The sequence below is a fragment of the Zavarzinia compransoris genome (assembly GCF_003173055.1).
Lineage (GTDB): Bacteria > Pseudomonadota > Alphaproteobacteria > Zavarziniales > Zavarziniaceae > Zavarzinia > Zavarzinia compransoris.
Map to the genome: position 1 here is coordinate 306,386 of NZ_QGLF01000002.1, position 26,310 is coordinate 332,695.

26 protein-coding genes are annotated in these 26,310 nt (G+C 70.2%); 13 read left to right on the forward strand and 13 right to left on the reverse strand.

The window, feature by feature from the left end; translation table 11 throughout:
- Positions 1-17 precede the first annotated feature (17 nt).
- Positions 18-1,187 carry a DUF3616 domain-containing protein gene (locus DKG75_RS07245; protein WP_109920422.1) on the forward strand — a complete coding sequence of 390 codons (1,170 nt, stop codon included), beginning with the start codon at positions 18-20 and terminating at the stop codon, positions 1,185-1,187.
- Here DKG75_RS07245 and DKG75_RS07250 read toward each other — a convergent pair.
- The 3 genes from DKG75_RS07250 to DKG75_RS07260 all read right to left on the reverse strand — a co-directional run bounded on the left by DKG75_RS07250 (position 1,115) and on the right by DKG75_RS07260 (position 4,528).
- Positions 1,115-2,200 carry a strictosidine synthase family protein gene (locus DKG75_RS07250; protein WP_109920423.1) on the reverse strand — a complete coding sequence of 362 codons (1,086 nt, stop codon included), beginning with the start codon at positions 2,198-2,200 and terminating at the stop codon, positions 1,115-1,117. The two genes, DKG75_RS07245 and DKG75_RS07250, sit on opposite strands and share 73 nt — an antisense overlap.
- A gap of 82 nt (positions 2,201-2,282) precedes the next feature.
- Positions 2,283-4,094 (reverse strand): ABC transporter transmembrane domain-containing protein, encoded by a 1,812-nt coding sequence (locus DKG75_RS07255; protein ID WP_109920424.1) that lies wholly within the window; start codon positions 4,092-4,094, stop codon positions 2,283-2,285.
- A gap of 110 nt (positions 4,095-4,204) precedes the next feature.
- Complete coding sequence (locus DKG75_RS07260) at positions 4,205-4,528, reverse strand: frataxin family protein (protein WP_109920425.1); 324 nt, start codon at positions 4,526-4,528, stop codon at positions 4,205-4,207.
- Positions 4,529-4,724: 196 nt separating this feature from the next.
- Between DKG75_RS07260 and DKG75_RS07265 the strand changes: the two genes are divergently transcribed.
- A complete protein-coding gene (locus tag DKG75_RS07265; RefSeq protein ID WP_109920426.1) occupies positions 4,725-5,660 on the forward strand; it encodes a histone deacetylase family protein in 936 nt (311 codons plus the stop codon).
- 6 nt (positions 5,661-5,666) lie between these two features.
- Here the strand turns inward: DKG75_RS07265 and DKG75_RS07270 are convergent, their stop codons facing one another.
- The 4 genes from DKG75_RS07270 to DKG75_RS07285 all read right to left on the reverse strand — a co-directional run bounded on the left by DKG75_RS07270 (position 5,667) and on the right by DKG75_RS07285 (position 7,284).
- On the reverse strand, positions 5,667-5,939 hold the full coding sequence (locus DKG75_RS07270; RefSeq protein ID WP_109920427.1) for a type II toxin-antitoxin system RelE/ParE family toxin: 273 nt from the start codon (positions 5,937-5,939) through the stop codon (positions 5,667-5,669).
- Positions 5,936-6,226, reverse strand: a complete 291-nt coding sequence (locus DKG75_RS07275; protein WP_109921055.1) for a hypothetical protein — start codon at positions 6,224-6,226, stop codon at positions 5,936-5,938. Before DKG75_RS07275 ends, DKG75_RS07270 begins: the two co-directional genes overlap by 4 nt.
- An 83-nt stretch (positions 6,227-6,309) precedes the next feature.
- Positions 6,310-6,822 carry a copper chaperone PCu(A)C gene (locus DKG75_RS07280; protein ID WP_109920428.1) on the reverse strand — a complete coding sequence of 171 codons (513 nt, stop codon included), beginning with the start codon at positions 6,820-6,822 and terminating at the stop codon, positions 6,310-6,312.
- A gap of 45 nt (positions 6,823-6,867) precedes the next feature.
- A complete protein-coding gene (locus DKG75_RS07285; protein ID WP_109920429.1) occupies positions 6,868-7,284 on the reverse strand; it encodes a hypothetical protein in 417 nt (138 codons plus the stop codon).
- A gap of 180 nt (positions 7,285-7,464) precedes the next feature.
- Between DKG75_RS07285 and DKG75_RS07290 the strand changes: the two genes are divergently transcribed.
- Genes DKG75_RS07290 through dxs form a run of 3 tightly spaced genes read left to right on the forward strand, consistent with a single transcriptional unit; the run spans position 7,465 to position 10,599 of the window.
- A complete protein-coding gene (locus DKG75_RS07290) occupies positions 7,465-7,722 on the forward strand; it encodes an exodeoxyribonuclease VII small subunit (RefSeq protein WP_109921056.1) in 258 nt (85 codons plus the stop codon).
- Between the two features lie 6 nt (positions 7,723-7,728).
- Positions 7,729-8,646 (forward strand): polyprenyl synthetase family protein, encoded by a 918-nt coding sequence (locus DKG75_RS07295; protein ID WP_109920430.1) that lies wholly within the window; start codon positions 7,729-7,731, stop codon positions 8,644-8,646.
- A gap of 18 nt (positions 8,647-8,664) precedes the next feature.
- Positions 8,665-10,599, forward strand: a complete 1,935-nt coding sequence (gene dxs, locus DKG75_RS07300) for a 1-deoxy-D-xylulose-5-phosphate synthase (RefSeq protein ID WP_109920431.1) — start codon at positions 8,665-8,667, stop codon at positions 10,597-10,599.
- A 19-nt stretch (positions 10,600-10,618) separates the two neighbouring features.
- Here dxs and DKG75_RS07305 read toward each other — a convergent pair whose 3' ends face one another.
- The gene (locus DKG75_RS07305) at positions 10,619-11,497 is read right to left on the reverse strand and encodes a hypothetical protein (RefSeq protein WP_109920432.1); all 879 of its coding nucleotides are present in this window, start codon (positions 11,495-11,497) and stop codon (positions 10,619-10,621) included.
- A gap of 132 nt (positions 11,498-11,629) precedes the next feature.
- Between DKG75_RS07305 and DKG75_RS07310 the strand changes: the two genes are divergently transcribed.
- The gene (locus DKG75_RS07310) at positions 11,630-12,700 is read left to right on the forward strand and encodes a TAXI family TRAP transporter solute-binding subunit (protein ID WP_166646460.1); all 1,071 of its coding nucleotides are present in this window, start codon (positions 11,630-11,632) and stop codon (positions 12,698-12,700) included.
- A 6-nt stretch (positions 12,701-12,706) separates the two neighbouring features.
- On the opposite strand, the gene DKG75_RS07315 is transcribed toward DKG75_RS07310, so the two are convergent.
- Positions 12,707-13,357: a glutathione S-transferase family protein gene (locus DKG75_RS07315; RefSeq protein WP_109920434.1), complete on the reverse strand. Its 651-nt coding sequence runs from the start codon at positions 13,355-13,357 to the stop codon at positions 12,707-12,709.
- Positions 13,358-13,515: 158 nt separating this feature from the next.
- On the opposite strand from DKG75_RS07315, the gene DKG75_RS07320 reads away from it, so the two are divergent.
- The 7 genes from DKG75_RS07320 (at position 13,516) to DKG75_RS23735 (ending at position 20,786) form a co-directional block, all read left to right on the forward strand.
- Positions 13,516-14,931: a leucyl aminopeptidase family protein gene (locus DKG75_RS07320; RefSeq protein ID WP_109920435.1), complete on the forward strand. Its 1,416-nt coding sequence runs from the start codon at positions 13,516-13,518 to the stop codon at positions 14,929-14,931.
- Between the two features lies 1 nt (position 14,932).
- Entirely contained in the window at positions 14,933-15,799 is an 867-nt protein-coding gene (locus DKG75_RS07325; protein ID WP_109920436.1) for a C40 family peptidase, read from the forward strand.
- Positions 15,800-15,837: 38 nt separating this feature from the next.
- Complete coding sequence (locus DKG75_RS07330; RefSeq protein WP_109920437.1) at positions 15,838-16,827, forward strand: helix-turn-helix transcriptional regulator; 990 nt, start codon at positions 15,838-15,840, stop codon at positions 16,825-16,827.
- Positions 16,828-16,922: 95 nt separating this feature from the next.
- On the forward strand, positions 16,923-19,196 hold the full coding sequence (locus DKG75_RS07335) for a TonB-dependent receptor (RefSeq protein WP_109920438.1): 2,274 nt from the start codon (positions 16,923-16,925) through the stop codon (positions 19,194-19,196).
- On the forward strand, positions 19,102-20,046 hold the full coding sequence (locus DKG75_RS07340; RefSeq protein ID WP_109920439.1) for an alpha/beta hydrolase: 945 nt from the start codon (positions 19,102-19,104) through the stop codon (positions 20,044-20,046). The genes DKG75_RS07335 and DKG75_RS07340 overlap by 95 nt, the downstream gene beginning before the upstream one ends.
- Positions 20,043-20,291: a siderophore-interacting protein gene (locus DKG75_RS07345; protein WP_109920440.1), complete on the forward strand. Its 249-nt coding sequence runs from the start codon at positions 20,043-20,045 to the stop codon at positions 20,289-20,291. Before DKG75_RS07340 ends, DKG75_RS07345 begins: the two co-directional genes overlap by 4 nt.
- Positions 20,292-20,327: 36 nt before the next feature.
- Positions 20,328-20,786, forward strand: coding sequence for a siderophore-interacting protein (locus DKG75_RS23735; RefSeq protein WP_279573932.1), 459 nt, complete (start codon positions 20,328-20,330; stop codon positions 20,784-20,786).
- Here DKG75_RS23735 and DKG75_RS07355 read toward each other — a convergent pair.
- Genes DKG75_RS07355 through DKG75_RS07370 form a run of 4 tightly spaced genes read right to left on the reverse strand, consistent with a single transcriptional unit; the run spans position 20,783 to position 26,277 of the window.
- On the reverse strand, positions 20,783-22,384 hold the full coding sequence (locus DKG75_RS07355) for an ABC transporter ATP-binding protein (RefSeq protein WP_109920442.1): 1,602 nt from the start codon (positions 22,382-22,384) through the stop codon (positions 20,783-20,785). The two genes, DKG75_RS23735 and DKG75_RS07355, sit on opposite strands and share 4 nt — an antisense overlap.
- On the reverse strand, positions 22,381-23,415 hold the full coding sequence (locus DKG75_RS07360; protein ID WP_109920443.1) for an ABC transporter permease: 1,035 nt from the start codon (positions 23,413-23,415) through the stop codon (positions 22,381-22,383). Before DKG75_RS07360 ends, DKG75_RS07355 begins: the two co-directional genes overlap by 4 nt.
- Positions 23,416-23,419: 4 nt before the next feature.
- Entirely contained in the window at positions 23,420-24,505 is a 1,086-nt protein-coding gene (locus tag DKG75_RS07365) for a microcin C ABC transporter permease YejB (RefSeq protein ID WP_109920444.1), read from the reverse strand.
- Positions 24,505-26,277, reverse strand: a complete 1,773-nt coding sequence (locus DKG75_RS07370; protein WP_208112049.1) for an extracellular solute-binding protein — start codon at positions 26,275-26,277, stop codon at positions 24,505-24,507. The genes DKG75_RS07365 and DKG75_RS07370 overlap by 1 nt, the downstream gene beginning before the upstream one ends.
- Positions 26,278-26,310 lie beyond the last annotated feature (33 nt).

The window sequence follows — 26,310 nt, forward strand, 5'->3', positions numbered from 1 at the left end:
GAAAAGAGGAGGGGGACATGGGTATTCGTCGTGGTGCCTGGGGCGGCGCCGTGCTGGTTGCCGCCGTCCTGTCGGGGCCGGTGCCGGCGGCGGCCGACGATGCCTTTCCGGTCAAGGGCGCATCGGTCGGCGAGGTCAAGCCGAAGGGCGAGATCAAGGGGGCGAAAGACCTGAGCGGCATCGCCTGTGCCGAGGCCGCGGGTTTCCCGCGCCGCTGCCTGATCGTCGACGACGATTCCCAATTCGCCCAATTCGCCTTGCTGCATGAGGACCGGCTGGACCTCGGCAAGCGGATCCGCCTGACCGAGCGGAAATTCGGCGACCGCTACCTCGAATTCGACGGCGAGGCGGTGGCCTTCGCCGGCGATGCCTTCTATGTCCTCGGCTCCCACGGTCGGCCGCGGGACAAGAAGGGCGAGACGCCGGAGGGCGAGGCCCGCGCCGCGATCGAGGCGGTCAGCGTCATCCAGCGGATCGCGCTGCGCGGGACGGCGTTCGAGGGCAAGGGCGAGGCCGCGGCAGCCGATGTCCCATTGACGCCCGCGACCGGACTGCGGCCGCTGCTGAGCGCGGACAAGGAGATCGCACCCTTCGTCGACGGGCGCCTCGATGCCAACGGCCTGACCATCGAGGGACTGGCGGTCCAAGACGGCGCGCTTTACGCCGGGCTGCGGGCCCCCGTGCTCGGCGAGCGGAAACGCGCGGTCGTCTTCGAGACCACCCTGGCGGCGGTGTTCGACGGGGCGGCGGACAAGCCCGTCTCCCACAGGCTCGACCTCGGCGGGCGCGGCATCCGCGATATCGTCGCTTACAAGGGGGCGTTCCTGATCCTCGCCGGCCCCTCGGCCGATCCCCCGGACAGCCAGGCGATCGGGGCCGACGATTATTTATCAAGTCTATGCCTGGAGGCCGGCGGGCGAGCCCGTCCTCCTGGGGCCGGTCGCCGGCTTCACCTTCAAGAAGGACGGCGACACCAAATGGGCCAAGCCCGAGGCCCTGCTGCCCTTCGCGGACGGCGGCCAGGGCTTGCGCCTTCTGGTACTGTTCGACGGCGCCAAGGCCGCCGACGCGGCGCGGCTCGTCACGGTGAAGAGCCCGCCGGCGCCGTGACCGGTCACTTCACCCGGCAGTCGAGGAGCTTCTCGTCGAAGACCGCGCCGACCAGGAACCGCCCCGGTCCCGCATAGGCGGCGACCGAGGCGGCGGAGATCAGCTGCCCCGGGTCGGTCATCACGGTTTCGACGGCGAGGCCGCCCGGCCCCGGGCTCAGGCGCACCACTTCGGACGGGGCGGGTTTCGCCGCATCGCCGGCATGGGCGACGAAGTCGAGCAGGCGGGGATGGCCGGCGATCCACAGGCTGCCGTCCGGCGCCATGTCGATATTGTCGACGCCGTTGTCGACCGGGGTCGAGGCGCGCAGGGTCAGGCGGCCGCTGTCCGGGTTGCGGTCATAGGTGCGGACGGCAAAGCCCGTGGTCTCGGCCACATAGAACTGCCGGCCGTCCGGCGACAGGCCCAGGCCGTTGGCGAAGCGGATGCCGTCGGCCACCCGGGTGAAGCCCTTGCCGTCGTAATAGACGACGGTGGCGCGCGGCAATTGCAGGTAATTCTCCAGCAAGATGCCGAGGCCGGTGGTCGAGCCGTGGTCGTTGCTGGCGTAGAACTGGTTGGGCCCGACCGCGAGGACATCGTTCGGCGAATTCATCTCCGCCCCGATCACGCCGCCGCGCGGGGTCAGCCTGCCGTCCTCGGCGATGCCGAAGATCTCGACCCGGCTGATGCCGATCTCGTTCAGGCCGCCCTGGATGTGGTTGACGACGAAGAGGCTGCGCTCGCCCGTGGCCGGATCGGTCCACAGGCTGATGCCGTGGGGGTGGAAGGTCTCGGGCTGGGCCGGGGTGATGTCGACGGGCGCGAGACTGGGCGCGGCAAGGTCGATCATGGCGATCCGGCCGCGCACCGGCCGGCCGGCCATGGCGGCGCGGCGGTCGTCGATCGAGACGAAGGCGCGGTTGCGGCCGAGGTCGACCACGATGTCCTCGGCGCCGACGACGCCGGTCACGGCCGCGCAGGCGACATTGCCCGCCGCCTCGACGCTGCGGAATTGATTGGCGCTGTACATGGCGGCACCGACGGCACCGGCGCAGGCAACGAACACGACGGCGCCGGTGATCACCAGGCGCTTACCCCAATGGGCCATGCTTCCTCTCCTCGGCCGGTGGTCCGGCTTATATTGTCTTTTCTCTAAGGCCGCACGGCGCCCAGCGCAATGGCGCCGTGGTTCAGGCTTCGCGCCGGCGCTCCTCGGCATCGCCGAACTGGAGGGTGGCGAGCCGGGCATAGAGGCCGCCCTGGGCGACGAGGTCGTCGTGGCGGCCGGATTCGACGATCCGCCCGTCGTCCAGCACCAGGATGCGGTCGGCGTCGATCACGGTCGACAGGCGGTGGGCGATGACCAGGGTGGTGCGCCCCTGCATCAGCCGGTCCAGGGCGGCCTGGACCTGGACTTCCGATTCGGCGTCGAGGGCGCTGGTCGCCTCGTCCAGCAGCAGGATGCGGGGATCGCGCAGCATGGCGCGGGCGATCGCCAGGCGCTGCTTCTGCCCGCCCGAGAGGCGCACCCCGCGCTCGCCCAGGGGCGAGGCGAAGCCATCGGGCAATTGCTCGATGAAACCCCGGGCCGAGGCGCCCTCGGCCGCGGCCAGGACCTCGGCCGCGGCGGCGTCGGGCCGGCCGTAGCGGATGTTGGCGGCGGCGTCGGTCGCGAAGATCGTGGTTTCCTGCGGCACCAGGGCGAAAAGGCCGCGCAGGTCGACGGGATCGAGGTCGCGGATGTCGATGCCGTCGACCGTGATGCGCCCGGCCGCCGGATCGTGGAAGCGCAGCAGCAATTGGAACACGGTGGTCTTGCCGGCGCCGGACGGCCCGACCAGGGCGACCGTCTCGCCCGGGGCGACGGTGAAGCTGAGGTCGCGGAGCGCCGGCAGGTCCGGGCGCGAGGGATAGTGGAAGGTCACCTTCTCGAAGGCGATGGTGCCGGCGACCCGGGCCGGCAGGGCTTTGGGCACGGCGGGGGCGTGGATCGCCGGGGCGACCGCCAGGATTTCGAGCAGGCGTTCGGCGGCGCCGGCGGCGCGCTGCAGATCGCCCCAGACTTCCGACAGCGCGCCGAGCGCCCCGGCGGCGACGATCGCATAGAAGACGAAGGCCGCCAATTCGCCCCCGGACATGGCGCCGGCGGCGACATCCTTGGCGCCGATCCACAGGATGAGATCGATGGCGCCGAAGATCAGGGTGATGACCAGCGCCGTCAGCCACGCCCGGGTGCGGATGCGCTGGCGCGCCGTGCCGAAGGCCGCTTCGATGGCGGTGCCGTAGCGGGCGGCCTCGCCCGCCTCCTGGCCGAAGGCCTGGACGGTGTGGACGGCGTTCAGCGTCTCGTTGGCGATGGCGGCGGATTCCGCCAGCCGGTCCTGGCTGGCGCGCGACAGGCCGCGCACGCGCCGCCCGAACACCAGGATCGGCAGCAGCACGATGGGCACGACCAGGAGGAGGAGAAGCGAGAGCTTCACCGAGGTGATGACGAGCAGCACCGTCCCGCCCAGGAACATCAAGAGGTTGCGCAGGGCGACCGAGGCGGAGGAGCCGACCACGGTCTCGATCACCAGCGTGTCGGCATTGAGGCGCGACAGGATCTCGCCGGTGCGGGTGGTCTCGAAGAAGGTGGCGTCCAGGCGGACGACATGGCCGTAGATCGTGCGCCGCAGGTCGGCGATCACCCGCTCCCCCAGCCAGGAGACGAGGTAGAAGCGCCCGAAGGTGGCAAAGGCGAGCACGACGACGACGCCGAGCAGGGCGATGAAATAGATGTCGATCGCGGCACTGCCGCCCCCGCCCTCGGCAAAGCCGTGGTCGATCAGGCTGCGCAGGGCCTGGCCGATGGTCAGCGTCGCGCCGGCGGCGACCACCAGGGCGACCAGCGCCAGCGCCGCCCGGCCACGGTAGGGCCGGACGAAAGGCCAGAGCTGGCGCAGCTTGGGAAAAGGATTGCCCCGCCGGCCGCTGGCGCCATCGTCCGTTGCCCTGCTGCTCATTGCCGCCCCGATCCCTGTTCTCTTGTCACTGCCGGCTTGAAGCCGCCTCTGTTACGCCGAATGGCCGCCGGGGGAAAGCGCCGGCCGGCGCCGCGACCCGGCGTCGCAGGTCAGCCCGCGATGCCGATGCCGATCTGGCCGAGATCGGCGCGCAGCCGGTCGGCCAGGGCTTCGCCGCCCCGGGTGGAGAACCAGCCGCCCCGCCCCTCGTCGAAGGCATAGTGATGCGCGCCCGAGACCGGCGAGGACAGCCAGACCTGCTTCAGCGGCAGGTGGCGGTTCAGGATGAAGACCTTGCCGTCCTCGGTTTCCGCCTGGAGCACGCCGTCCGCGAGGTCCAACTCGTCGAAGGCGCCGGTCGCCTCCAGGACATCCAGCCAATGCCCGAGGCAGGCTTCCAGCTGCCGGCGATAATCCTTGTCGTCGAGGGCCATGTCCCGCTCCGTCTACCCTATCGCTTGTTACGATGCCGGCCGGGCGGGAACAAGGAAAACACGCCCGCCGCCGCGGCGGCGGCGGTTTAACCCATAAGTCGTGCTTGTCGGCCGGGTAATTTACGCGCGAAAGTGGGGGCATTAAGCGCCGGCTTTGCAATGCCGGCCGGAAAAACTGCCTGGAAGCGCCCGTCTCATGTCCACGATTCTGTTTTCGCACCCGTCCTGCCTCGCCCATGACACCGGCTGGGGCCACCCCGAAAGCGCCGACCGGCTGCGGGCGGTGATGCGGGCGCTCGAGGCCGAGGATTTCCACTATCTCGAACGGGCGGAGGCGCCGCCGGCCACGCGCGAGCAGCTGATCCGCGTCCATGATCCCGACTATGTCGACTGGGTGCTGTCCAAGGTGCCGGCGGTCGGCCACAACAATGTCCATATCGACGGCGACACCGTGATGTCCCCCGGCTCGGGCGAGGCGGCGCTGCATGCGGCCGGCGCGGTGGTCGCGGCGGTCGATACGGTTTTGACCGGCGGGGCCTATTCCGCCTTCTGCGCCGTCCGCCCGCCCGGCCATCACGCCGAGCCCGGCCATGCCATGGGCTTCTGCTTCTTCAACAATGTCGCGGTCGGCGCCCTGCATGCCCGCGCGGCCCACGGCCTGCAACGGGTCGCGGTGGTCGATTTCGACGTCCACCACGGCAACGGCACCCAAAGCGCCTTCGAGGGCGACCCCGATCTCTTCTATGCCTCGACCCATCAGGCACCGCTCTATCCCGGCACCGGGGCGGCGGGCGAGACCGGCTGCAACGACAATATCCTGAACGTGCCCCTGCCGCCGGGGGCGGACGGCCCGGCCTTCCGCAAGGTCTTCACCGAGACGATCTTCCCCGCGCTGGTCGCCTTCAAGCCGGAACTGATCCTGGTTTCCGCCGGCTTCGACGGCCATGCCCTGGACCCGCTCGCCAACATGCGGCTGACCGAGCAGGATTTCCGCTGGGTGACCCAGGAACTGGCGACCATCGCCCGCAAGCAGTGCCGCGCCGGCCTGGTCTCGACCCTCGAGGGCGGCTACGACCTCTATGCCCTGTCGTCCTCGGTCGCCGCCCATGTCGCGACCCTGATGATCAACTGAGCCCGTTCAGGGCCAGCGCCGGGCCACATGGAGCACGCGCAGGATCTGTACCGCATCGTCCGTCACGGCATAGACGAGGACATAATTGTGATGCGCGACCAATTCGCGCGTGCCGGGCAGGCGGCCCTTGCGGCCCTGGTGGGGGTTGAACACCAGTTGCGACGCCCGGTCGGCGAGTTGGCGATCAAGGGCAAGGGCCGCCATCGGATTGTCCCGGGCGATGAAGGCCCGGATGTCCTGCCGGTCCGTTCTCGCCTGGCGCGACCATCGCAGTTTCAAATGGTGCGCCTGCCCAATTTGCGTTCCAGGTCCGCACGCCAGGCGGCGGCTTCCGCCTCGACCTCCTCATGCGAGAACAGGTCGCCGGCCCGGGCCTGGTCCAGGCCGATCTGGACCTGGGCGCGGAACCAGGCGTCGTAATCGGCGGCTTCGTGCTGGCGGCGGACGAAGTCGCGCATCAGGTCGCGCAGGACCTGGGCGCTGTCGCTGTCGGTCGCGTCGGCCGCGGCCGTGAATTCATTCTTCAGGTCTTCGTCGACCTCGAAGGTGAAGGTGACGTCGCTCATGCCTGCCTCGCGGTCATTCAAGCTCCGGCGTAGCTTAGCACGAAATCCCGGGCCCGGTCCTGGGATCGAGCCCGGGGCCGGGCTCAGTGGCCCTGGTGCGCGCCGTGGTCGCCGCCGGTCTTGCCCATGGCTTCGACGGCGAATTGCACGGCGACGGTGCCCGCCTTCTCGAAGGTCAGGGTGCCGTCGAATTTCTCGCCTTCGGTCAGCGGCCGTTTCAGGCCGATGAACATGATGTGATAGCTGCCGGGCTTCAGCTCGACCGTGGCGCCGGCCGGGATCTCGACGCCATTGTCGAGCCGGTGCATGGAGGCGGTGCCGTCCGCCGCCATGGCCATTTCATGGATCTCCACCTTGTCGGCGATGGCGCTGGCGACCGAAAGCAGGCGGTCCGCCTCGGCGCCGCCGTTGGTAACCTTCAGGTAGCCGCCGGCGACCTTGGCCCCGGCCGGGGTGGCGCGCGACCACGGGTGGCCGATGTCGAGGCTGGCGATCTTGAAGCCATGGGCCTCGGTCAGGGCCGGGGCGAGGGTGAGGCCGGCGCCGGCCAGCAGGGCGGCGGCAAGCAGGGCGGAACGAAGAAGCGAGCGGGTCATGATGGATGATCCTGGGTCAGATGAATACCGAAGGGGAGGGAGGTTTCATCCGGCCAGGGGCGGCCCGCGCGGCAATGCGGCGCCGTAAGGGACGGTCGGGACGGCCGCGTCCCGGGCCGGCACCGGGGGGCCGGCCAGGGGGGACGGCCGGTCCCGCAGGCCGGGAACCACCACCCGCTCGGGCAGGGGGCCGGCGCCCATGGGGCAGCCGGGCAGGCAGCAGCCGGCGCGGTCGTGGCCGGGGGCGGCCGGGGCCTTGCGGTCAGCGGCGCCGGCACCCGGCTCGATCGAGCACAGCGGCCCGATCAAGGCGGCAAGCCGGCCCAGCGCCCCGGTTTCGGCGCGCAGCCCGGCCCCGCCCGCCGCCAGCAGCGGCTGGAGCAGGAGTGCGAAGACGACCGCGAGGGCGGCGATCCGCCCGCCGCCCGCCGTTCGCATGCCGTTTTTACCGTTGCCGATCATGCCGCCCTTTCCGTCGCGGGTCCCTTGCTAGCACGGTGGCGGCGCCTGCGAAAGGCGGCGGCCGGGCGCAGGCGACGGTCGGCTGCGGCCGTGTTACGGCTTGTCACCGGCAGCCAAGGCGGTTACCACAGGGCACGCGGTCACCGCCGCCTATCGCCTTCGATGCTGCCGAGGCCCGACATGCCTGCCGATCCCACCCCCTTGCCGGACGATATCGCCGCCCTCAGCTTCGAGGCGGCGCTGCGCGAGCTGGAGGCCATCGTGCGCCAGCTGGAGGACGGGCGGGTCGATCTCGAAGCCTCGATCGAGACCTATGGCCGCGGCGCCCTGCTGAAACGCCATTGCGAGGCCAAGCTGGCCCAGGCCAAGGCCAGGGTGGAAGCCATCGTCGCCGGCCCCGAGGGCGAGATCGCGACCCGGGCCTTCGACGCCAACTGACCGACCATGACCGACGTTGCCCTGAAGCCCGCCCTGTCCCTGACGTCCGCCCTGGCCGCCGCCGCCGCCGACATCGAAAAAGCCCTGGACCGCCTGCTGCCCCCCGCCATCGGGCCCGAGGCGCGGCTGATGGAGGCGATGCGCTATGCCAGCCTTTCGGGCGGCAAGCGCCTGCGCCCCTTCCTGGTGCTGGAGGCGGCGGGAATTTTCGACGTCCAGCGCGCCTGCGCCATCCGCGCCGCGACCGCGGTCGAATGCGTCCATTGCTACAGCCTCGTCCATGACGACCTGCCGGCCATGGACGACGACGACCTGCGCCGCGGCAAGCCGACGGTGCACAAGGCTTTCGACGAGGCGACCGCGGTCCTTGCCGGCGATGCCCTGCTCACCTTCGCCTTCGAATTGCTGGCGGCGCCCGAAACCCATGACGACCCGCGGGTGCGGCTCGAACTCGTCGCCCTTCTCGCCCAGGCCTCGGGGCCGCACGGCATGGTCGGCGGGCAGATGGCCGATCTCGCCGCCGAATCGGCCGAGGCCGATTTCGACCTCGGCGCCATCACCCGCATGCAGAAGATGAAGACCGGCGCCCTGATCCAGGCCGCGGCCGAGGCCGGCGCCATCCTCGGCAAGGCCAGCCAGGAGGCGCGGGCGGCGCTGCGCGCCTATGCCCACGACCTCGGCCTCGCTTTCCAGATCGCCGACGACCTGCTCGACGTCGAGGGCCGCATCGAGGATACGGGCAAGGCGGTGGCCAAGGATGCCGCCCGCGGCAAGGCGACCTTCGTCTCGATCCTCGGCGTCGAGCGGGCCCGCGCCCAGGCGGAACGGCTGGTCGACCAGGCGATCGCCCATCTCGCCCTGTTCGGTTCCCGCGCCGACCGGCTTTCCGCCCTTGCGCGCTACGTGATCGAACGCAAGTCTTGACGAACGGCCTTTGAGGACATGACCACGGTGACCATCAGCCCGCCGCTGACCCCCCTCCTGGACCAGGTTGCCGGGCCTGAAGACCTGCGCCGGCTGGACGAGGACCAGTTGCCGCAACTGGCGGCGGAACTCCGGGCCGAGACCATCGATGCGGTGTCCATCACCGGCGGCCACCTGGGCGCCGGGCTCGGCGTGGTCGAACTGACGGTCGCACTTCATTATGTCTTCGACACGCCGGCCGACCGGCTGATCTGGGACGTCGGCCATCAGGCCTATCCCCACAAGATCCTGACCAGGCGGCGCGACCGCATCCGCACCCTGCGCCAGGGCGGCGGCCTGTCCGGCTTCACCAAGCGGTCGGAAAGCGACTACGACCCTTTCGGCGCCGCCCATTCCTCGACCTCGATCTCGGCCGGCCTCGGCATGGCGGTGGCGCGCGACCTGCAAGGCCGCGACAACCATGTGATCGCGGTGATCGGCGACGGCGCCATGTCCGCCGGCATGGCCTATGAGGCGATGAACAATGCCGGTTCCATGGACAGCCGGCTGATCGTCGTCCTCAACGACAACGACATGTCGATCGCGCCCCCGGTCGGCGCCATGAGCGCCTATCTCGCCCGGCTGATGTCGTCGCGCTCCTATGTCAATTTCCGCCATCTGGCGAAGCAGATGATGCAGCGCTTCCCCAAGAGCTTCGAGCGCACGGCGAAGCGCGCCGAGGAATATGCCCGCGGCATGGCGTCGGGCGGCGGCACCCTGTTCGAGGAACTGGGCTTCTATTACGTCGGCCCGATCGACGGCCATAATTTCGAGCATCTGCTGCCGGTGCTGCGCAATGCCCGCGATGCCGGCAACGGCCCGATCCTGGTCCATGTCATCACCCAGAAGGGCAAGGGCTATCCCCCGGCCGAGGCGGCGGCGGACAAATACCACGGCGTCGTGCGTTTCGACGTCGCCACCGGCGCCCAGGTGAAGGCCAAGCCGAACGCCCCGCAATATACGAGGGTCTTCTCGGATACGCTGATCCGGCTGGCGGAAAAGGACGACAGGATCGTCGCCATCACCGGCGCCATGCCGTCCGGCACCGGGCTCGACCGTTTCGGCGAACGCTTTCCCAAGCGCTGCTTCGATGTCGGCATCGCCGAGCAGCATGCGGTGACCTTCGCCGCCGGCATGGCGACCGAGGGGCTGAAGCCGGTCTGCGCTCTCTATTCGACCTTCCTGCAACGCGGCTACGACCAGGTGGTGCACGATGTCGCCATCCAGCGCTTGCCGGTGCGCTTCGCGATCGACCGGGCCGGCCTCGTCGGCGCCGATGGCGCCACCCATGCCGGGTCCTTCGACCTCGCCTATCTCGGCTGCCTGCCGGATTTCGTCCTCATGGCGCCCTCGGACGAGGCGGAACTGGCGCGCATGATCGCGACCGCCGCCGCCATCGACGACCGCCCCTCGGCCTTCCGCTTCCCGCGCGGCGAAGGGGTCGGGGTCGAGATCCCGGCCGAGCCCGAGGTGCTGGCGATCGGCAAGGGCCGCATCGTCCGCGAAGGCTCGAGGGTTGCCATCCTCTCCCTCGGCACCCGCCTCGGGGAAAGCCTGAAGGCGGCGGATGAACTGGCCGCCCGCGGCGTCGCCGCCACCGTGGCCGACGCCCGTTTCGCCAAGCCCCTGGACGAGGACCTGATCCGCCGCCTCGCCCGCGAGCACGAGGTGCTGATCACCATCGAGGAAGGCTCGGTCGGCGGTTTCAGCGCCTTCGTGCTGCATTTCCTGGCGCGCAGCGGCTTGCTGGACCGGGGCCTGAAGGTCCGCCCCATGGTCCTGCCCGATGTCTTCATCGACCAGGATGCGCCCCAGGCCCAATACGACCAGGCCGGGCTGAACGCCCGCCATATCGTCGCCGAAGTGCTGTCGGCCCTGGGCGATCAGGCGGCGGCGACCGCACTTCGCGCCTGATCGGTCGATTTCCCATCCGTCAGTTTCCGCTCAGGCGGGCGTCCGGGGCCCAGCCGGCATTGCCGCCGGCCTGGGCGATCAGGGCCCAGCCGGCCTGCTGGTCGAGAATCAGCACGCGCTGGCGCCCGCCCGGCAGGTGGGCGATGACCGGGCATCGGTCGAGGCCGCAGCGGCGCAGCGCCAGACCCTCGCCCCCGAGGTCGACCACCCGGGTCGGTGCGGCGGCGCCGCCCGGTTCCCGTACCGGCCGCTCGGGACGGCGGTAGCGGCCGTCGTCCAGCGCGACGAGGCCGGCGCCGGCCGGCGTCTCGACCGTGCCGTCGAGGGGGAACAGCACCTCGCCGAAGCGGGCGACGCCGTGGGCCGTGATCTCGGGCGTCGGGCAGGGGCCGAGGTCGGGCAGGGCGATGCGGGCGCTCCAGCCGGCGTCGGGCAGGTTGGGGTGGCGCTTGCGGATGTCGGCGCGGTCGGCATCGACCGGCACGGTGGCGATCACCCGGCCGCAGGCGGCGATCAGGACATGGCTCATGCGCAGGCCCATGGCGACGTCGCCGGCCCAGCCCGACAGGGTCAGCATCTGGCCGTCCGAGCGGCTGTCCTCGATCCGGCCGACGCTGGCGCCGCTGGCCGGCTGCCACAGCCAGGCCGGATAGGCGAAATCGCCGGCGATACTGTCGACCACGACGGCAGGGCCGCCGTAGCGGGGCAGGGGCGGCGCCTTGCCGGCGGCGATCAGTTCGAGGCCGGTGACCGGCTTGCCCTGGTCGACGGCCGGGGCGGCGGGACCGCGCAGGGCCAGCACGCCGAAGGCGGCGGCGACACCGATGAGGGCGGCAAGGCTGAAACGGAACAGGCCGGCGCGAAGGCGCGGGCCGGACGAGGCAGGACGGGACGGCATGGTGGCGTGGCGGCAACACTCGGGCAAAGCAGGCGGGCAGACTAGCATGCTTCGCCGGTCGATGCTTGCACCCCAGGGGGAATGGGAGGACGATTAACGATCTTCCGTCCTGGCCTGACCCGGACCCCTGCCATGGACCCCTGTGCCTGTCCCCTTGCCCCCGCTGCCGCGACCGACCTCGATCGCCGGGCGTTGCTGCGCCGAATCGGGGGGCTGGGCGTACTGGCGGCGGTCGGCGCGGCGCGGCCGGCGCGGGCGCAGGAAGCCCGCTATCTCCGCATCGCCACCGGCAGCGCCGCCGGCACCTATTTCCCGGTCGGCGAGACCATCGCCCGCCTGCTGTCCCACCCGCCCGGCCTGCCGGCCTGCGACCCCGGCACGCCCTGCGGCGTGAACGGCCTCGTCGCCACGGCGGAGACGAGCGAGGGCTCGGTCGCCAATGTCGGCGCGGTGGCCGGGCGGGCGGTCGAAACCGCACTCGCCCAGGCGGATGTCGTCGCCTGGGCTTACGGCGCCAGCGGCCTGTTCGCGGGCAAGGAGCCGCAGGCCAATCTCCGCGTCATCGCCAGCCTCTATGGCGAAAGCATGCATGTCGTGGTCAAGGCCGGCAGCGGCATCGCGAAATTGCGCGACCTGATCGGCAAGCGCGTCTCGCTCGACCGGCCGGGCTCGGGCACCAGGGGCGATGCCCTGATGATCCTCGAACTGGCCGGCATCAAGCCGAAGCAGATCCTGGTCCAGGATCTCGGCCCCTCCCGCGCGGCGGAGGCGCTGGCCAGCGGCGAGATCGACGCCATGTTCTTCTTCAGCGGGGCACCTTCGGCCAATATCGGCGATATCGCCGGGGCCGGCATCGCCCTGCTGCCGATCGACGGCGACCTGCGCGAGAAATTGCTGGCCAAGGGGCGCTATTTCATGGCCGGCACCATTCCCGAAGGCGCCTATCCGGGCGTGCCCGCGACCGAGACGGTGAATGTGGGTGCGCAATGGATCTGCGCCCTCGAGGCCGAGGACGCCCTGATCTACGACATTACCAAGGCTCTGTTCGACCCGGTCAACCGCGCCGCCCTCGACGCCGGCCACCCCCGCGCCGCCGACATCACCCTGGCGACCGCGGTCCAGGGCCTTGCCGTGCCCCTGCACCCGGGCGCCGTCCGCTTCTACCGCGAGCAGGGCATCACCCTGCCCGCGGGCGCGACCTGACCCGGCTCAGAGGCCGGTCGCCACCTGGTGCCGGGCACCGGCGACCCAGGCCTGATAGGCCGGGTGGTGGCTGGCGGCGGCGACGTAATCCGCCGCTTCCCGCACCAGATGGGGGCCATAGGTGACGAAGCGGCTGACCACCGGGCCGAACATGGCATCGGCGATCGACCAGGCGCCGAACAGATAGGGGCCGTCGGCGCCATAGTCGCGGCGGACATGGCTCCAGATCCCCTCGATGCGGGAAATATCGCTGCGGCAGGCATCGCTGATCGGGTGGCCGTGATGCCGGGCCAGCACATCCATCGGGCATTCCTGGCGCAGCGTGGCAAAGCCCGCGTGCATCTCCGCCGAGACCGCCCGGCACACCGCCCGCGCCACCGGGTCGGCCGGCAGCAGGGGGGCTGCCACGGCATTTTCCGCCGCCCATTCGCAGATGGCCAGGGATTCCGGGATCACCACCTCGCCCAGCTTCAGGGCCGGGACCTTGCCGCTCGGTGAATGGCGGAGGATGGTCGCCTTGGTCGCCTCGGTGCGCAGCTTGACGTGCACCTCCTCGAAATCGATGCCCCCGGCGGTCAGGGCCAGCCACGGCCGCATCGACCAGGAGGAATAATTCTTGTCTCCGATCACCAGGATCGGGCGTTCATGCACGGCCATGGGCAAGGCTCCGCAGGCTGGGTTAAGCTCGGCCCCAGGGCGAATTGCCGATTCATCGACGCGGCAATTCGCTCTAGTGTCCTTCAATAGGGTGGTTTCCCCGCTCCAGGCAACCCGAGCCCCAATCGTTCCGCAAGCGCTTCCGCACGAAAGCTGCCATGTCCGAAAACAGTCCCGCGACCCTGTCCCTGCCCTTGCCCCTGGTGGCCAGCCGGGAGGCCGCCGTGCCGATCCATTGCGTGGCCCGGGGCGGGCTCGACGCGCTGGACGGGCGCGTGCCGGCGGCGGCGCTGCGCTTCGCCCGTGCCGCCGGCTTCGAGGGCAAGCCCGGCGCCTCCCTGCTGGTGCCGGGGCCCGAGGGCAACCTCGGCCTGGTGCTGTTCGGCGTCGGCCCGGCGGAGGAGAGCGACGCTTACGCCTTCGCCGCCCTGTCGGCGGCGCTGCCGGCCGGAACCTATGAGATCGCCACCCCCCTCGGCCCGGCGGAGGCGACGGCGGCCTCGCTCGGCTGGGTCATGGGGCGATACGCCTTCCGGCGCTACCGGGACGAGGCACCGAAGCCCGCCCCCCTGCTGGTGCCGCCCGCCGGCACCGATCTCGACGGCGTCCGCCGCGCGGCCGAGGCGACCTATCTGGTGCGCGACCTCGTGAATACGCCCGCCTCCGACCTCGGGCCCGAGGATCTGGCGGTGGCGGCGCTGCGGGTCGCGGCGGTCCATGATGCCCGGGTCAACCTCATCGTCGGCGACGACCTGCTCGACGCCGGCTATCCCATGGTCCATGCGGTGGGCCGGGCCAGCGACCGGGCGCCGCGCCTGATCGACCTCAACTGGGGCGCATCGGACCTGCCGCGCATCACCATCGTCGGCAAGGGGGTCTGTTTCGATACCGGCGGCCTGAACCTGAAGACCGGCAATTTCATGGCCTTGATGAAGAAGGACATGGGCGGCGCGGCCCATGCCCTGGGCCTTGCCCATATGATCATGGATGCCGGCCTGCCGGTGCGCCTGCGCGTGCTGATCCCGGCGGTCGAGAATGCGGTCGCGGGCAATGCCATGCGGCCCGGCGACGTCCTGACCTCGCGGAAGGGGCTGACGGTCGAGATCGGCGACACGGACGCCGAGGGCCGCCTGATCCTGGCCGATGCCCTGGCCGAGGCGGACGAGGACAAGCCCGACCTGCTGATCGATTTCGCCACCCTGACCGGGGCGGCGCGGGTGGCGCTGGGCCCCGATCTGCCCGCCATGTTCACCCCCGACGACGAACTGGCGGCGGCCATCGCCGAGCACGGCTTCGAGCAGCGCGACCCGGTGTGGCGCCTGCCGCTGTGGGCGCCCTACGACAAATGGCTGGAGTCCCGGGTCGCGGACCTCAACAATGTCTCGGACGGGGGCATGGCCGGGGCGATCACCGCCGCCCTGTTCCTCAAGCGTTTCGTGACCGAGACGCCGGCCTGGGTCCATTTCGATCTCTATGCCTGGACGCTGAAACCGGCGCCCGGCCGCCCGGCCGGGGCCGAGGCGTTCACCCTGCGCGCCCTGTTCGCCCTGATCGCCGAACGTTACGGGGCCTGACATGGGTTTCGACCGCCGCCTGACCCCGGCCCGGCCGGACCTTGCCGCCCGTTTCCTCGAAGGCGAGGTCGCGGCCGAGCGCTTCGTCGAGGGCGAGGCGTTTCACGTCATCGTCCCCCATGCCCCGCTGCGCCCCCGGCCCGAGGCGGCGGCCAGCCTCGACAGCGAAATCCTCTACGGCGAGGCTTTCACCGTCTACGAAGACCGCAAGGACGGCTGGCTGTGGGGCCAGCTGGCGACCGACGGCTATGTCGGCTATGTCCCGCGCGCCGCCCTTTCGCGGGGGGCGGCGCCGGTCGCCACCCATGGGGTGGCGGTGCCGCGCAGCCATCTCTATCCCGTGCCCGACCTGAAGCGCCCGCCGGTCATCGCCCTCTCCATGGGGGCGCGCCTTCAGGTCACGGGCGCCTCGGCCGACGGCCGGTGGCTGGCGCTTTCGTGCGGGCGGCATATTTTCGCCGCCCATGCCGCGCCGCTCGATGCCATCGTGCCCGATATCGTCGCGACGGCGGAGCGCTTTCTCGGCACGCCCTATCTCTGGGGTGGGCGCACGGCGGCCGGGATCGACTGTTCCGGCCTCGTGCAGCTGGCGCTGGCCCGGGCCGGCATCGCGGCCCCGCGCGACAGCGACCTTCAGGCCCGCTTCGGCACGGGCGTCGAGGTCGCGCGCCGGGGCGACATCCTGTGTTACCCCGGCCATGTCGCCCTCGACCGGGGCGACGGCACGGTGGTCCATGCGACGGCGGCCGTCATGGCCGTGACGATCGAGCCGCGGGCCGATCTCGACGCCCGGGTCCGGGCCGAGCGCGGCCTTGCCCCCGACCAGTCGGCGACCACCGCGATCCGCCGGCCGACAGGAAAATCCTAGCGCCCGGCGGGCGGACCTGCGCTTAGACTGGGCCGGCCATGAATGTCCGCCCGCGCATCGCCGACCAGCAATTCTCCGTCTCCGACCTGATCCGGGCGGCGGCGGAGCTGGCGACGCGGGTCGAGCCGGCGATCCCCCGCGACCTGCCGCTCGAAACCGCCGTCTTCACCGGCCGCATCCTGGCGGAGGACGTGCAGCCGGGCCTGCTGGCCACGGCCCATGACATCACCTACCTCGGCGACGGCTGCATGGGGCTGGCGGTCGACCGGTCGCTGGTGTTCGGCCTGCTGCTGGCGGGCGAGACCGATCGCCTGGAGATCGAGGGCCAAGGCCCGGTGACCCAGGCGCCGGGGGAGGCGCTGCTGCTCGGCTTTCCCGGGCCGACGCAATCGTCCCGGGCCTGGCGGGCGGGGCAGCGCAGCCATCTGTCGGGCTTCGTGCTGACCCCGGTCTTCTTCGAGCGTTTCGCCGACATGCTGGGCAACGACGGCCTCGCCGGGTTGCGCGAACAACTCGATGCCGGGGGCTGCCGGCGCCTGGCCGGGCGCTCGGCCCGGCTGGCCGACCTGGCCCGGCGAACCCTGGACCATCCTTACGGCGGCCCTCTCGGCCTGATGTTCCTGGAAAGCAATACGCTTGCCCTGGTGATCGAAGTGGCGGGGCAATGGGGCGAGGACCGCCGCCTGCTCGCCCGCCTCGGCCGGCGGCCCTATGAACAGGCGATGGCGGCGCGCGACATTCTCGATGCCGAACTGGCCGCCCCGCCCAAGACCCTGGACCTCGCCCGGCGGGTGGGCAGCAATGTGACCAGCCTGCAAAGCCATTTCCGCGCCGTCTTCGGCACCACGATCTTCGGCTATGTCCGGACCCGGCGCCTGCAGATGGCGCATCTGATGCTGGTCGAACACGGGCTCGGGGTCGCGGAGACCGGCTATCGCGTCGGCTTCGCCAGCCCGGCCGCCTTCACCGCCGCCTATCGCCGCCATTTCGGCCAGCCGCCGGGGCGCGCCGCCGCGCTTTCGCGATAGTCTTTCTGCCCCGCGCGACAGTCGCCGGCCTGTTCGCCGGTGCCGCGACCCGCTATCAATCGTTTTTGATAGTCATTCTCATTTTGGTCGCGCGCATGAACCGTTCCGCTTTACGGCCGCTGGCGGCCGGCACCGCCCTCGGGCTCGTCCTCGGGTCCTGGGCGTTTGCCGAGGAGAATGGCGCGGCACCGGCCGAGGTTCTCGACACCGTGACGGTGAGCGCCACCAAGCGCGACCAGGACGAGGGGGCGATGCCGGTCGCCGCCACCATCCTGCAGGCGGACCAGATCCCGCTCTCCACCCTCGATCCCGGCGCCGAGATTGCCCGCCAGTCGCCGACCAGCAATTTCGTCGACCTGTCGCGGGCGGGCGAGGCCTATATGACCATGCGGGGCGTCGCCACCCTGGGCTCGCCCCTCAACACGCTGGACAATACGGTCGGCTTTTCCGTCGACGGTGTGCCGACCAGCCTGTCGGGCCTCGCCCCCCTGCTGATGGATGTCGAGCGGGTGGAAGTGCTGCGCGGGCCCCAGGGCACGGCTTTCGGGCGGAATGCGCTGGCCGGCGGGATCAATGTCGTCACCATGCCGGCGGACGGCTATGGCGAGGCGCGGCTGGACGCGGAAACCGGCAGCGACGGCTATAGCCTGGTGCAGGCCCTGGCCGGCGGCTGGCTGGTGCCCGAGCGCCTGGCCGGGCGCGCCGTCGTCCGCTACCAGGAATTCGACGGCGATATTCCGAACATCATCACGGGCAAGACCGAGGGCGGGGCGGACATCGCCGCCGCCCGCGCCAGCCTGCGCTTCACCCCCGGGGAAGCCTGGACCATCGACCTCACCGGCGGCTATGGCCGCGACGAGCGGGACAATCCGGCCTACCTGCTGGTGGGCGCGCCGGGTTTCCCGGTCAGTGCCTCGGACACGCCGTCGCTCGGCCGCCGCACCATCGGCCATGGCACGCTGACGGTGGCGCGCCGTTTCGAGAATTTCACCCTGACCTCGGTCACCGGCTACCAGGATATCGATATCCTGAACGCCGGCGATTTCAGCGACACCCTGCTTTACGGCGCCTATCTCGGCCTGCCCGGCTTTCTCGATTTCATCCCGGCCGCGCTGTTCACCAACCCGGACCAGGACAAGATCCGCACCGCCGAGGCGGAGGGCATCTTCACCCAGGAAATCCGGGCGAATGCGGCCAAGGATGCCCCGGTGCAATGGGTGGCGGGGCTGAACTATTTCCGTTCCGCCTATGAAATCCACCGGGACATGAAGACGCTGCTGTTCGCGGTCCTGAACGGCAAGGTCGACAACCGGATCGACAGCGAGACCCTGGCCGGCTTCGCCGATCTCTCGGTTCCCCTGTTCGAGACCTGGGTGCTTTCGGGCGGCATCCGCATCGCCCGCGACGAACAGGCGTTCGAGGGCCGCTATCGCAGCAACGGCTATCCGGGCACGGTCGCCGCCTTCGATCAGAGGGACGAGGCGGCGGATACCTATGTCACCGGCCGGGTTGCGCTATCCCGCCACTGGGCGGATACGGTGATGACCTATGCCTCGATCGCCTGGGGTTATGCTTCCGGCGGGTTCGAGCGCCTCACCCCCTATGCCGCGCAAGGGGTGGCCAATACCCCGTTCCGCCCGGCGCGGGCGATGACGGTCGAGGCCGGGATCAAGGCCGGGCTGCTGCCGGGCCTCCGCCTCGACGCCAGCCTCTTTCACAACGACGTGACCGACGGCCAGCTCGCCTCCTTCGACCCGGATACGGTGCAGATCTTCTTCGCCAACCAGGACTATCGCAGCTACGGCTTCGAGGCGAGCCTGGTGGCGGAGCCGGTCGAGGGGCTGGTGCTGCGCGCCGGCGCCGGCTTCACCGAAACCCGCCAGGGCGCGGCCACGGCGGAATCGGCGGCGGCCGGCGCCGCCCGGGGCAACAAGGTGCCCATGGTGCCGACCTGGACGGTCAGCCTCGGCCTCGACTACCGCCTGCCGGCGGCGGGGCTGGGCCTGCCCGGTGCCTTCCTGGTCTCGGCCGACTACCAATATGTCGGCTCGCGCCAGACCGATGCCGCCAACAGCCGGAAGCTCGATCCCTATGCCATGGTCAATGCCCGCCTGGGCTGGGCCGGGGAACACCTGGGGTTCTATGCCTTCGGCCGCAACCTGCTCGATTCCCGGCCGATCTCCTTCGCGGCCCCGTTCCGCGAGGGGGTGACCGGGGCCTATGTCGGCCGGGGCCGGGTGCTCGGCCTCGGCATGAGCGTGGCGTGGCAGGGCGATGCTGCTGCGCTATCTGCACGAGGTCGGCCGCACGGTGACGCGAAGGGTCCAGCACCGGGCGATCGGCCGGCGCGTGGCCCGGCTCGCGGGTGATGCGCTGGAGCCGCTGGGCCCCGGCCTGCCGTTCGGCGAGGTCCAGCGTTTCGCCATCGAGGGGCCGGGCGGGCGTCACACCATCTATGTCGTGCTGCCGCCGGTGCCGGTGCCGGCGGGGGGCTATCCTTGTCTCTATCTGCTCGACGGCGATGCCTGGATCGGCACGGCGCTCGATGCGCTGCGCGCCCAGGCGCGCTTTCCCGGGCACAGCGGCGTCGGGCCGGTCGCCGTGGTCGCCATCGGCTATCCGGGGCCGGAGCCGGTGGATCTCGGCCGGCGCGCCCGCGATTTCCTGCCGCCCCATGTCTCCGCCCGGCTGCGCGATCGCTTCATGCAGGGGGCGCCCTGGCACCAGCCGGGCGGGGCGGCGAATTTCCTCGATTTCCTGACCGGGCCGCTCTCCGCCGCCCTGGCCCGGCGCTATCCCCTCGACATGGCGCGCCGGGCCCTGTGTGGCCATTCCTTCGGCGGCTATTTCGCCCTCTACGCCCTGCTGGAGCGGCCGGGCGCGTTCCGGTCCCATGCCGCGATCAGCCCGTCGCTGTGGTGGGATGGTGAAAGTCTCATCCGTTCGGCGCCGGAGCGCATCGCCGGCCTGCCGGCCGCTCTCGCTGGCGAGGTCTTGATCGCGGTCGCGGAATTCGAGATGGCGGGGCAGGACGATATCAACCGCATGCTGATCGGCCATGCCCGCCGGTTCGACGAAGTGCTGGCGGCATCGGGGCCGAAGGGGCTGCGCCGCCGCTGTCTTGTATTGGCCGGGGAAAACCACCAGTCGGCGCTGACGGCGGTCTTCTCCGAAATGCTGCGCTTCCTGTCCGGCCCGGCCGAGGAGACGGAAACATGAGCGGTCTCAGAACCCTGACCGTGGTCGGGGCGGAACACCTGACGCCCCATATGCGCCGCATCACCCTGAAGGGCGATATCGGCGCCCTGCTCAGCCCCGACGACATGCATTGCCGCCTGTTCGTGCCGGTGCCCGGCGGCGGTACGGCGGCGCGGAAATATACCATCCGGCGTTTCGACGCCGCAGCCGGCCTGATCGATGTCGATGTCGCGCTGCATGGCGACGGCGGGCCCGGCGCCGCCTAGGGCGCGGGCGCGCAGCCGGGCGACCGGATCGATGTCATCGGTCCCGGCGGCGGCGGTTTCACGCCCGCGGCCTTCTGCCTCTTTCTCGGGGACGATGCGGCCCTGCCGGCGATCGGCCGCTGCCTCGAAGCCCTGCCGGCGGTCAGCCGGGCGCTCGCCCTGATCGAGGTCGACGGCCCGGAAGACGAACAGGGTTTCGCGACCACGGCCGCGGTCGAGATCCGCTGGCTGTACCGCCGGGGCGCCGCCCCCGGCACCACCGGACTGCTGTTCGACGCCCTGCGCGCGGTCGAATTCCCGCCCGGCGAGGCGGATATCCAGGTCTGGGCCGGCCTCGAATACGAGGCGTTCCGCCGGATCCGCCATTACCTCCGCGAGACGCGGGGGGTGCCGAAAGGCCGGCAACTGGTGGTGTCCTACTGGCGCCGGGGGGCGGAGCAGAAAAGCCTGGCCGCCGCCGCCGTCAACCTGGGCCGGCGGCTGTTCGGCGGTTAGGCATTCAGCATGGCGGCGTCGATCAAGGCCTTGGTATAGGCTTCGCGCGGGGCGGCGATGACCGCTTCCACCGGGCCGGTCTCGACGATGCGGCCGGCCTTCATCACGATCAGGCGGTGGCTCATGGCGCGCACGACCTTGAGGTCATGGGAGATGAACAGATAGGCGAGGCCGCGTTTCGCCTGGATCGCGCGCAGCAGGTCGATCACCTGGGCCTGGATCGAGCGGTCGAGGGCCGAGGTCGGCTCGTCCAGCACCACGAGATCGGGATCGAGGGCCAGCGCCCGGGCGATTGCCACCCGCTGGCGCTGGCCGCCGGAAAATTCATGGGGGAAACGGTCGATCATCTCAGGGTCGAGGCCGACTTCGGCCAGCACCGCCTGGACCCGGGCGCGCCGCGCCGCCGCATCGGCTTCGAGGCCATGGGCGGCCAGCCCTTCGCCCACCACGTCGCCGATGGTCATGCGCGGGCTGAGGGAACCATAGGGGTCCTGGAACACGATCTGGAACGCCCGTCGTCTTGCCCGCAGCGCCCGCCCGGACAGGCGGCGCAGGTCCTGCCCGAGAAAGACGATCCGCCCGGTCGAGGGCACGAGGCGGAGCAGGGCGAAGCCCAGCGTCGACTTGCCCGAACCGCTTTCGCCGACGATCGCCAGGGTCTCGCCCCGGCGAACGGTGAGGGCGGCGCGATCGACCGCGACCAATTCGCTGCGCGTCGCGCCGAACACGGTCCGGCTGAGGGTGAAGGCGACGCGGATGTCGGCGGCGTTCAGCACGTCCGGCGCCTCGGGCGCCACCGGCGCCGGGCGGCCCTTGGGCTCGGCCGCGATCAGGTGCCTTGTATAGTCGTGGGCGGGGGCGGTGAAGATCGCCTCGGTCGGGCCGCCCTCGACCAGGGCGCCCTGGTGCATGACCAGAACCCGGTCGGCATGGCGGCGGACGACATTCAGATTATGGGTGATCAGCAAAAGGCCCAGGCCCCGGCTTTCGACCAGATGGTGCAGCAGGTCCAGGATCTTCGCTTCCACCGTCACGTCGAGGGCGGTGGTCGGCTCGTCGGCGATCAGCAGGCGGGGCTCGGCGGCCAGCGCCATGGCGATCATCACCCGCTGGCGCTGGCCGCCGGACAATTGATGCGGGAAGGCGTCCAGCCGCCCGGCCAGCGCCTCCAGGCCGACTTCGCGCAGGAGATCGCCGATCCGGCGGCGCCGAGCGGTGGCATCGAGCGGGCTGCGCAGGGCCAGCACCTCGCCGATCTGGCGGCCGATGCTGTGCAGGGGGTTCAGGGCCGTCATCGGCTCCTGGAAGATCATCGCCGCCTTCGGCCCGCGCGCGGCGCGCAGCACGGCCTCGGGCGCGCCCACCATCTCGGTCCCGTCGAGGCGGATGGAACCGGCGGGATTGCTGCCGAGGCCGGGGGGCAGCAATTGCAGGATCGACAGGGCGGTGACCGATTTGCCGGAACCGCTTTCGCCCACCAGGGCGACGATCTCGCCCGGGTTCACGTCGAGCGAGACGCCGGCCACCACGTCGCGCGTGCCCTTCTCGTTGCGGAAGCGCACGCAAAGGTCGCGGATGGCGAGGAGCGGCGCGCTCATGGCCCGCGCCTCGGGTCGAAGGCATCCCGCGTCGCCTCGCCGATGAAGACGAGCAGGCTGAGAATCAGGGCGACGGTGGCGAAGGCGGACAGGGGGATCCAGGGCGCCTGCACGGCAAGGTCCTTGGCCTGGGACAGCAGCTTGCCCAGCGACGGCGCCGATTGCTGCAAGCCGAAGCGCAGATAATCGAGCGAGGTCAAGGTCGAGATCGAGCCGTTCATCACGAAGGGCATCATGGTGATGGTGGCGACCAGCGTGTTCGGCAGGACATGGCGCAGCATGATGCGGAGATCGGTGAGGCCCAGCGCCCGGGCCGCCCGCACGTAATCGAAATTCCGCGCCCGCAGCGCCTCGGCCCGGACGAGGCCGACCAGTTCCATCCAGGAGAACAGCAGCATCAGGCCCAGCAGCCAGAAGAAGGTCGGCTCGATCACGGCCGACAGGATGATCAGCAGGTAGAGGACCGGCATGCCCGACCAGATTTCGATGAAGCGCTGCATCAGAAGATCGGTCAAGCCGCCCAGATACCCTTGCGCGAGGCCGGCCAGCACGCCGACCACGCTGGCGCAGACGGTCAGCGCCAGGCCGAACAGGATCGAGATGCGGAAGCCGTAAATCAGGGTGGCAACGATGTCCCGCCCGTCATTGTCCGTGCCCAGCCAGTTGGCGGCGGAGGGCGGGGCGGGATAGGGCGCGGCCTCGCGCACCACCGTGTCCCAGGCATAGGGGATCAGGGGCCAGACCACCGTGGCGCCCTTCTCGGCGAACAGGTCGCGCAGATAGGTGCTGGTGTAATCCGCCGGCGTGTCGAAATCGCCGCCGAGGTCGGTCTCGGCGTAATCGGTCAGGACCGGGTAGTAGGACTTGCCCTCCATGCCGATATAGAGCGGGCGGTCGTTGGCGATGAATTCGGCAAAGAGGCTGAGGCCGAACAGGACGAGGAACAGCCACAGCGACCAGAAGCCACGCCGGTTGGCCCGGAAGCGGGCCAGGCGCCGCCGCGTGACCGGGCTGAGGCTGAAACCGGCCATGGGCCTAGCCCCGCCGCTCGAAATCGATCCGCGGATCGACCAGCGTATAGGTGAGGTCCGAGACGATCGAAGTCAGCAGGCCGATCAGGGAGAAGAGATAGAGCGTGCCGAAGATGATCGGATAATCCCGCTTCTCCGCCGCCTGGAAGCCGAGCAGGCCGAGGCCGTCGAGAGAGAAGATGACTTCGATCAGCAGGCTGGAGGTGAAGAGAATGCCGATGAAGGCGGCGGGGAAGCCGGCGATGATGATCAGCATGGCATTGCGGAAGACGTGACCGTAGAGGATACGCCCCTCGCTCAGGCCCTTGGCGCGGGCGGTGGTCACATATTGCTTGCCGATCTCGTCGATGAAGGAATTCTTGGTCAGCAGGGTCAGGGTGGCGAAACCGCCGAGAACCATCGAGATCACGGGCAGCGCCATGTGCCAGGCATAATCGCCGATCTTGCCGGCCAGGGAGAGGCTGTCGAACCCCTCCGACACCAGGCCGCGGAGCGGAAAGACCGACCAGAAGCTGCCGCCGGCGAAAAGCACGATGAGAAGGACGGCGATCAGGAACGACGGGATGGCATAGCCGAGGACGATGGCGCCGCTGGTCCAGATGTCGAAACGGCTGCCGTCCCGCACCGCCTTGGCGATGCCGAGGGGGATGGAGATCAGGTAGATCAGCAGCGTGGTCCACAGCCCGAGCGAGATCGAGACCGGTAGCTTGTCCAGGATCAGGTCGAGAACCGGGCGGCCCTGGAAGAAACTGGTGCCGAGGTCGAAGCGCAGGAAATCCCCGACCATCTTGAAGAAGCGCTCGTGCAGCGGCTTGTCGTAACCGAACTGGACCTCCAGCTTCTTGATGAAGTCGGGGTTGAGGCCGCGGGCGCCGCGGTAGCGATCGCCGCTGCCGCCGCCGGTCAGGGTTTCCGCGCCGCCGGACGACAGGCGCCCCTGGGTCGCAGCGTCGGAGGTGCTGGTGTAACGGGCGATGACCTGTTCGACCGGGCCGCCCGGGGCCAGCTGGATGACCAGGAAATTGATCAGGACGATGCCGAACAGGGTCGGCACGATCAGCAGCAGGCGGCGCAGCAGATAGGTGGCCATCAGGGCGCCCTTCCGGCGTCGATGGCGGCGGCGCGGCCGGGGTCGAGCCACCAGGTATCGACATGGCCGATGTCGTGCAGGGGGGCCTTGGCCGGGCGGCCGAAACGGTCCCACCAGGCGATGGTGCGCCCGCCCTTGAACCATTGCGGGATGAGGTATTCGTTCCACATCACCACCCGGTCCAGGGCATGGGCGGCATTCACATAGTCGCGGCGGTTGTCGGCCGAGACCATGCGCTCGATCAGGTCATCGACCACCGGGTTGCGGATGCCGGCCAGGTTCAGGCTGCCGACCGCATCCGCCGCCGCCGAGGCCCAGAGGCCGCGCAATTCGGTGGTCGGCGTCGGGCTGAGCGCGAAGCGGGCGCTGATCACGTCGAAATCGAAATCCTGCACCCGGGTCTGGTAGGAGGTGATGTCGATCTCGCGGTAGCGGGCGGTGAACCCCAGCCGTTCCAGATTCTGGATGAAGGGCTGCATGATGCGGGCGAAGGCCGGCTCGAAGTTCAGGAATTCGATCTCGAAGGGCTCGCCCCTGGCGTTCACCAGCTTGCGATCGCGCACGGTCCAGCCCGCCTCGGCCAGGAGATCGCGGGCCAGCAGCAGGCGGTCGCGGATATTGCCCGAACCATCGGTCCGCGCCGGCATATAGGGCCCGCCGAAGACCGTGTCCGGGATCTGGCCGCGATACATTTCCAGAATGGCCAGTTCGGCCGGGCTCGGCCAATCGTGGGCGGCCAGGGGCGAATTCTCGAAGATGGAGGCCATGCGCGCATAGGCGCCGAAGAACAGCGCCTTGTTCGACCATTCGAAATCGAAGGCGAGGCCGATGGCGCGGCGCACCCGGACATCGGCGAATTTCTCGCGCCGCAGATTCATGAAATAGGCCTGGATGCCGCTGGGCCTTTCGTCGGCCACCGTGTCGCGCCGGATCAGGCCCTTGTCGAAGGCGGGGCCGGCATAGCCGGTCGCCCAGATGCGGGCGGTGAATTCCTCGCGGAAATCATAGGCGCCGGCCTTGAAGGCTTCGAAATCGACGTCGCGGTCGCGGTAGTAATCGACCCGGATACGATCGAAATTGAACCGCCCCCGGTTCACCGGCAGGTCCGCGCCCCAATAGTCGGCGCGGCGCTCGTAGGTGATGGCGCGGCCGGCCTCGACCGCGGCCACCCGATAGGGACCGGAGCCGAGCGGCGCATCGAGCCCCGGCTGGTCGAAGGTGCGGCCCTGCCACCATGCGGCCGACAGCACGGGCATGGTGGCGATGCCGATCGGCAGGGTCTGGGACGTCGCCGCCTTGAAGCGGACGACCACGGTCAGGGCATCCGGCGCCTCGATCGCGGCGATATCGGCCAGGCGCTGGGCCCAGACCGGGTCGCCGTCCCGTTCCAGCGTCCTTGCCGTGAACACCACGTCGGCGGCGGTCACCGGGCTGCCGTCGGCGAAACGCGCCTCGGGCCGCAGGCGGAAGGTGACGGTCATGAAATCGGGGGCGACGTCGATCGAATCCGCCAGCAGCCCGTAGAAGGAATCAGGCTCGTCCGCGCTCTGGGCCAGCAGCGTGTCCTGGGTCAGGCCGGTCAGGGTGACGGGCAGGCCGCGGACGATGAAGGGATTGAGCGAATCGAAAGTGCCGAGGGACGACAGGCGAAGCACGCCCCCCTTGGGCGCATCCGGGTTCACATAGTCGAAATGGCTGAAGCCGGCGGGGTATTTCAGGTCGCCGAAGGGGGAAAACCCGTGCTGCGGCGCCGCCGCCAATGGGCTTGCCACGGCGAACGCAGCCGCCGCGGCGAGGAGCAATCT

Excerpts from the sequence above, each read along its gene's own strand:
- DKG75_RS07260 (WP_109920425.1), bottom strand. The coding sequence starts at position 4,528 with ATGGCCCTCGACGACAAGGATTATCGCCGGCAGCTGGAAGCCTGCCTC.
- DKG75_RS07245 (WP_109920422.1), top strand. The coding sequence starts at position 18 with ATGGGTATTCGTCGTGGTGCCTGGGGCGGCGCCGTGCTGGTTGCCGCC.
- DKG75_RS07360 (WP_109920443.1), bottom strand. The coding sequence starts at position 23,415 with ATGGCCGGTTTCAGCCTCAGCCCGGTCACGCGGCGGCGCCTGGCCCGC.
- DKG75_RS07330 (WP_109920437.1), top strand. The coding sequence starts at position 15,838 with ATGAATGTCCGCCCGCGCATCGCCGACCAGCAATTCTCCGTCTCCGAC.
- DKG75_RS07295 (WP_109920430.1), top strand. The coding sequence starts at position 7,729 with ATGACCGACGTTGCCCTGAAGCCCGCCCTGTCCCTGACGTCCGCCCTG.
- DKG75_RS07340 (WP_109920439.1), top strand. The coding sequence starts at position 19,102 with ATGCTGCTGCGCTATCTGCACGAGGTCGGCCGCACGGTGACGCGAAGG.
- DKG75_RS07265 (WP_109920426.1), top strand. The coding sequence starts at position 4,725 with ATGTCCACGATTCTGTTTTCGCACCCGTCCTGCCTCGCCCATGACACC.
- DKG75_RS07365 (WP_109920444.1), bottom strand. The coding sequence starts at position 24,505 with ATGGCCACCTATCTGCTGCGCCGCCTGCTGCTGATCGTGCCGACCCTG.
- DKG75_RS07275 (WP_109921055.1), bottom strand. The coding sequence starts at position 6,226 with ATGAGCGACGTCACCTTCACCTTCGAGGTCGACGAAGACCTGAAGAAT.
- DKG75_RS07305 (WP_109920432.1), bottom strand. The coding sequence starts at position 11,497 with ATGCCGTCCCGTCCTGCCTCGTCCGGCCCGCGCCTTCGCGCCGGCCTG.
- DKG75_RS07285 (WP_109920429.1), bottom strand. The coding sequence starts at position 7,284 with ATGATCGGCAACGGTAAAAACGGCATGCGAACGGCGGGCGGCGGGCGG.
- DKG75_RS07315 (WP_109920434.1), bottom strand. The coding sequence starts at position 13,357 with ATGGCCGTGCATGAACGCCCGATCCTGGTGATCGGAGACAAGAATTAT.
- dxs (WP_109920431.1), top strand. The coding sequence starts at position 8,665 with ATGACCACGGTGACCATCAGCCCGCCGCTGACCCCCCTCCTGGACCAG.
- DKG75_RS07320 (WP_109920435.1), top strand. The coding sequence starts at position 13,516 with ATGTCCGAAAACAGTCCCGCGACCCTGTCCCTGCCCTTGCCCCTGGTG.
- DKG75_RS07290 (WP_109921056.1), top strand. The coding sequence starts at position 7,465 with ATGCCTGCCGATCCCACCCCCTTGCCGGACGATATCGCCGCCCTCAGC.
- DKG75_RS07255 (WP_109920424.1), bottom strand. The coding sequence starts at position 4,094 with ATGAGCAGCAGGGCAACGGACGATGGCGCCAGCGGCCGGCGGGGCAAT.
- DKG75_RS07355 (WP_109920442.1), bottom strand. The coding sequence starts at position 22,384 with ATGAGCGCGCCGCTCCTCGCCATCCGCGACCTTTGCGTGCGCTTCCGC.
- DKG75_RS07310 (WP_166646460.1), top strand. The coding sequence starts at position 11,630 with ATGGACCCCTGTGCCTGTCCCCTTGCCCCCGCTGCCGCGACCGACCTC.
- DKG75_RS07335 (WP_109920438.1), top strand. The coding sequence starts at position 16,923 with ATGAACCGTTCCGCTTTACGGCCGCTGGCGGCCGGCACCGCCCTCGGG.
- DKG75_RS07345 (WP_109920440.1), top strand. The coding sequence starts at position 20,043 with ATGAGCGGTCTCAGAACCCTGACCGTGGTCGGGGCGGAACACCTGACG.
- DKG75_RS07280 (WP_109920428.1), bottom strand. The coding sequence starts at position 6,822 with ATGACCCGCTCGCTTCTTCGTTCCGCCCTGCTTGCCGCCGCCCTGCTG.
- DKG75_RS07325 (WP_109920436.1), top strand. The coding sequence starts at position 14,933 with ATGGGTTTCGACCGCCGCCTGACCCCGGCCCGGCCGGACCTTGCCGCC.
- DKG75_RS07250 (WP_109920423.1), bottom strand. The coding sequence starts at position 2,200 with ATGGCCCATTGGGGTAAGCGCCTGGTGATCACCGGCGCCGTCGTGTTC.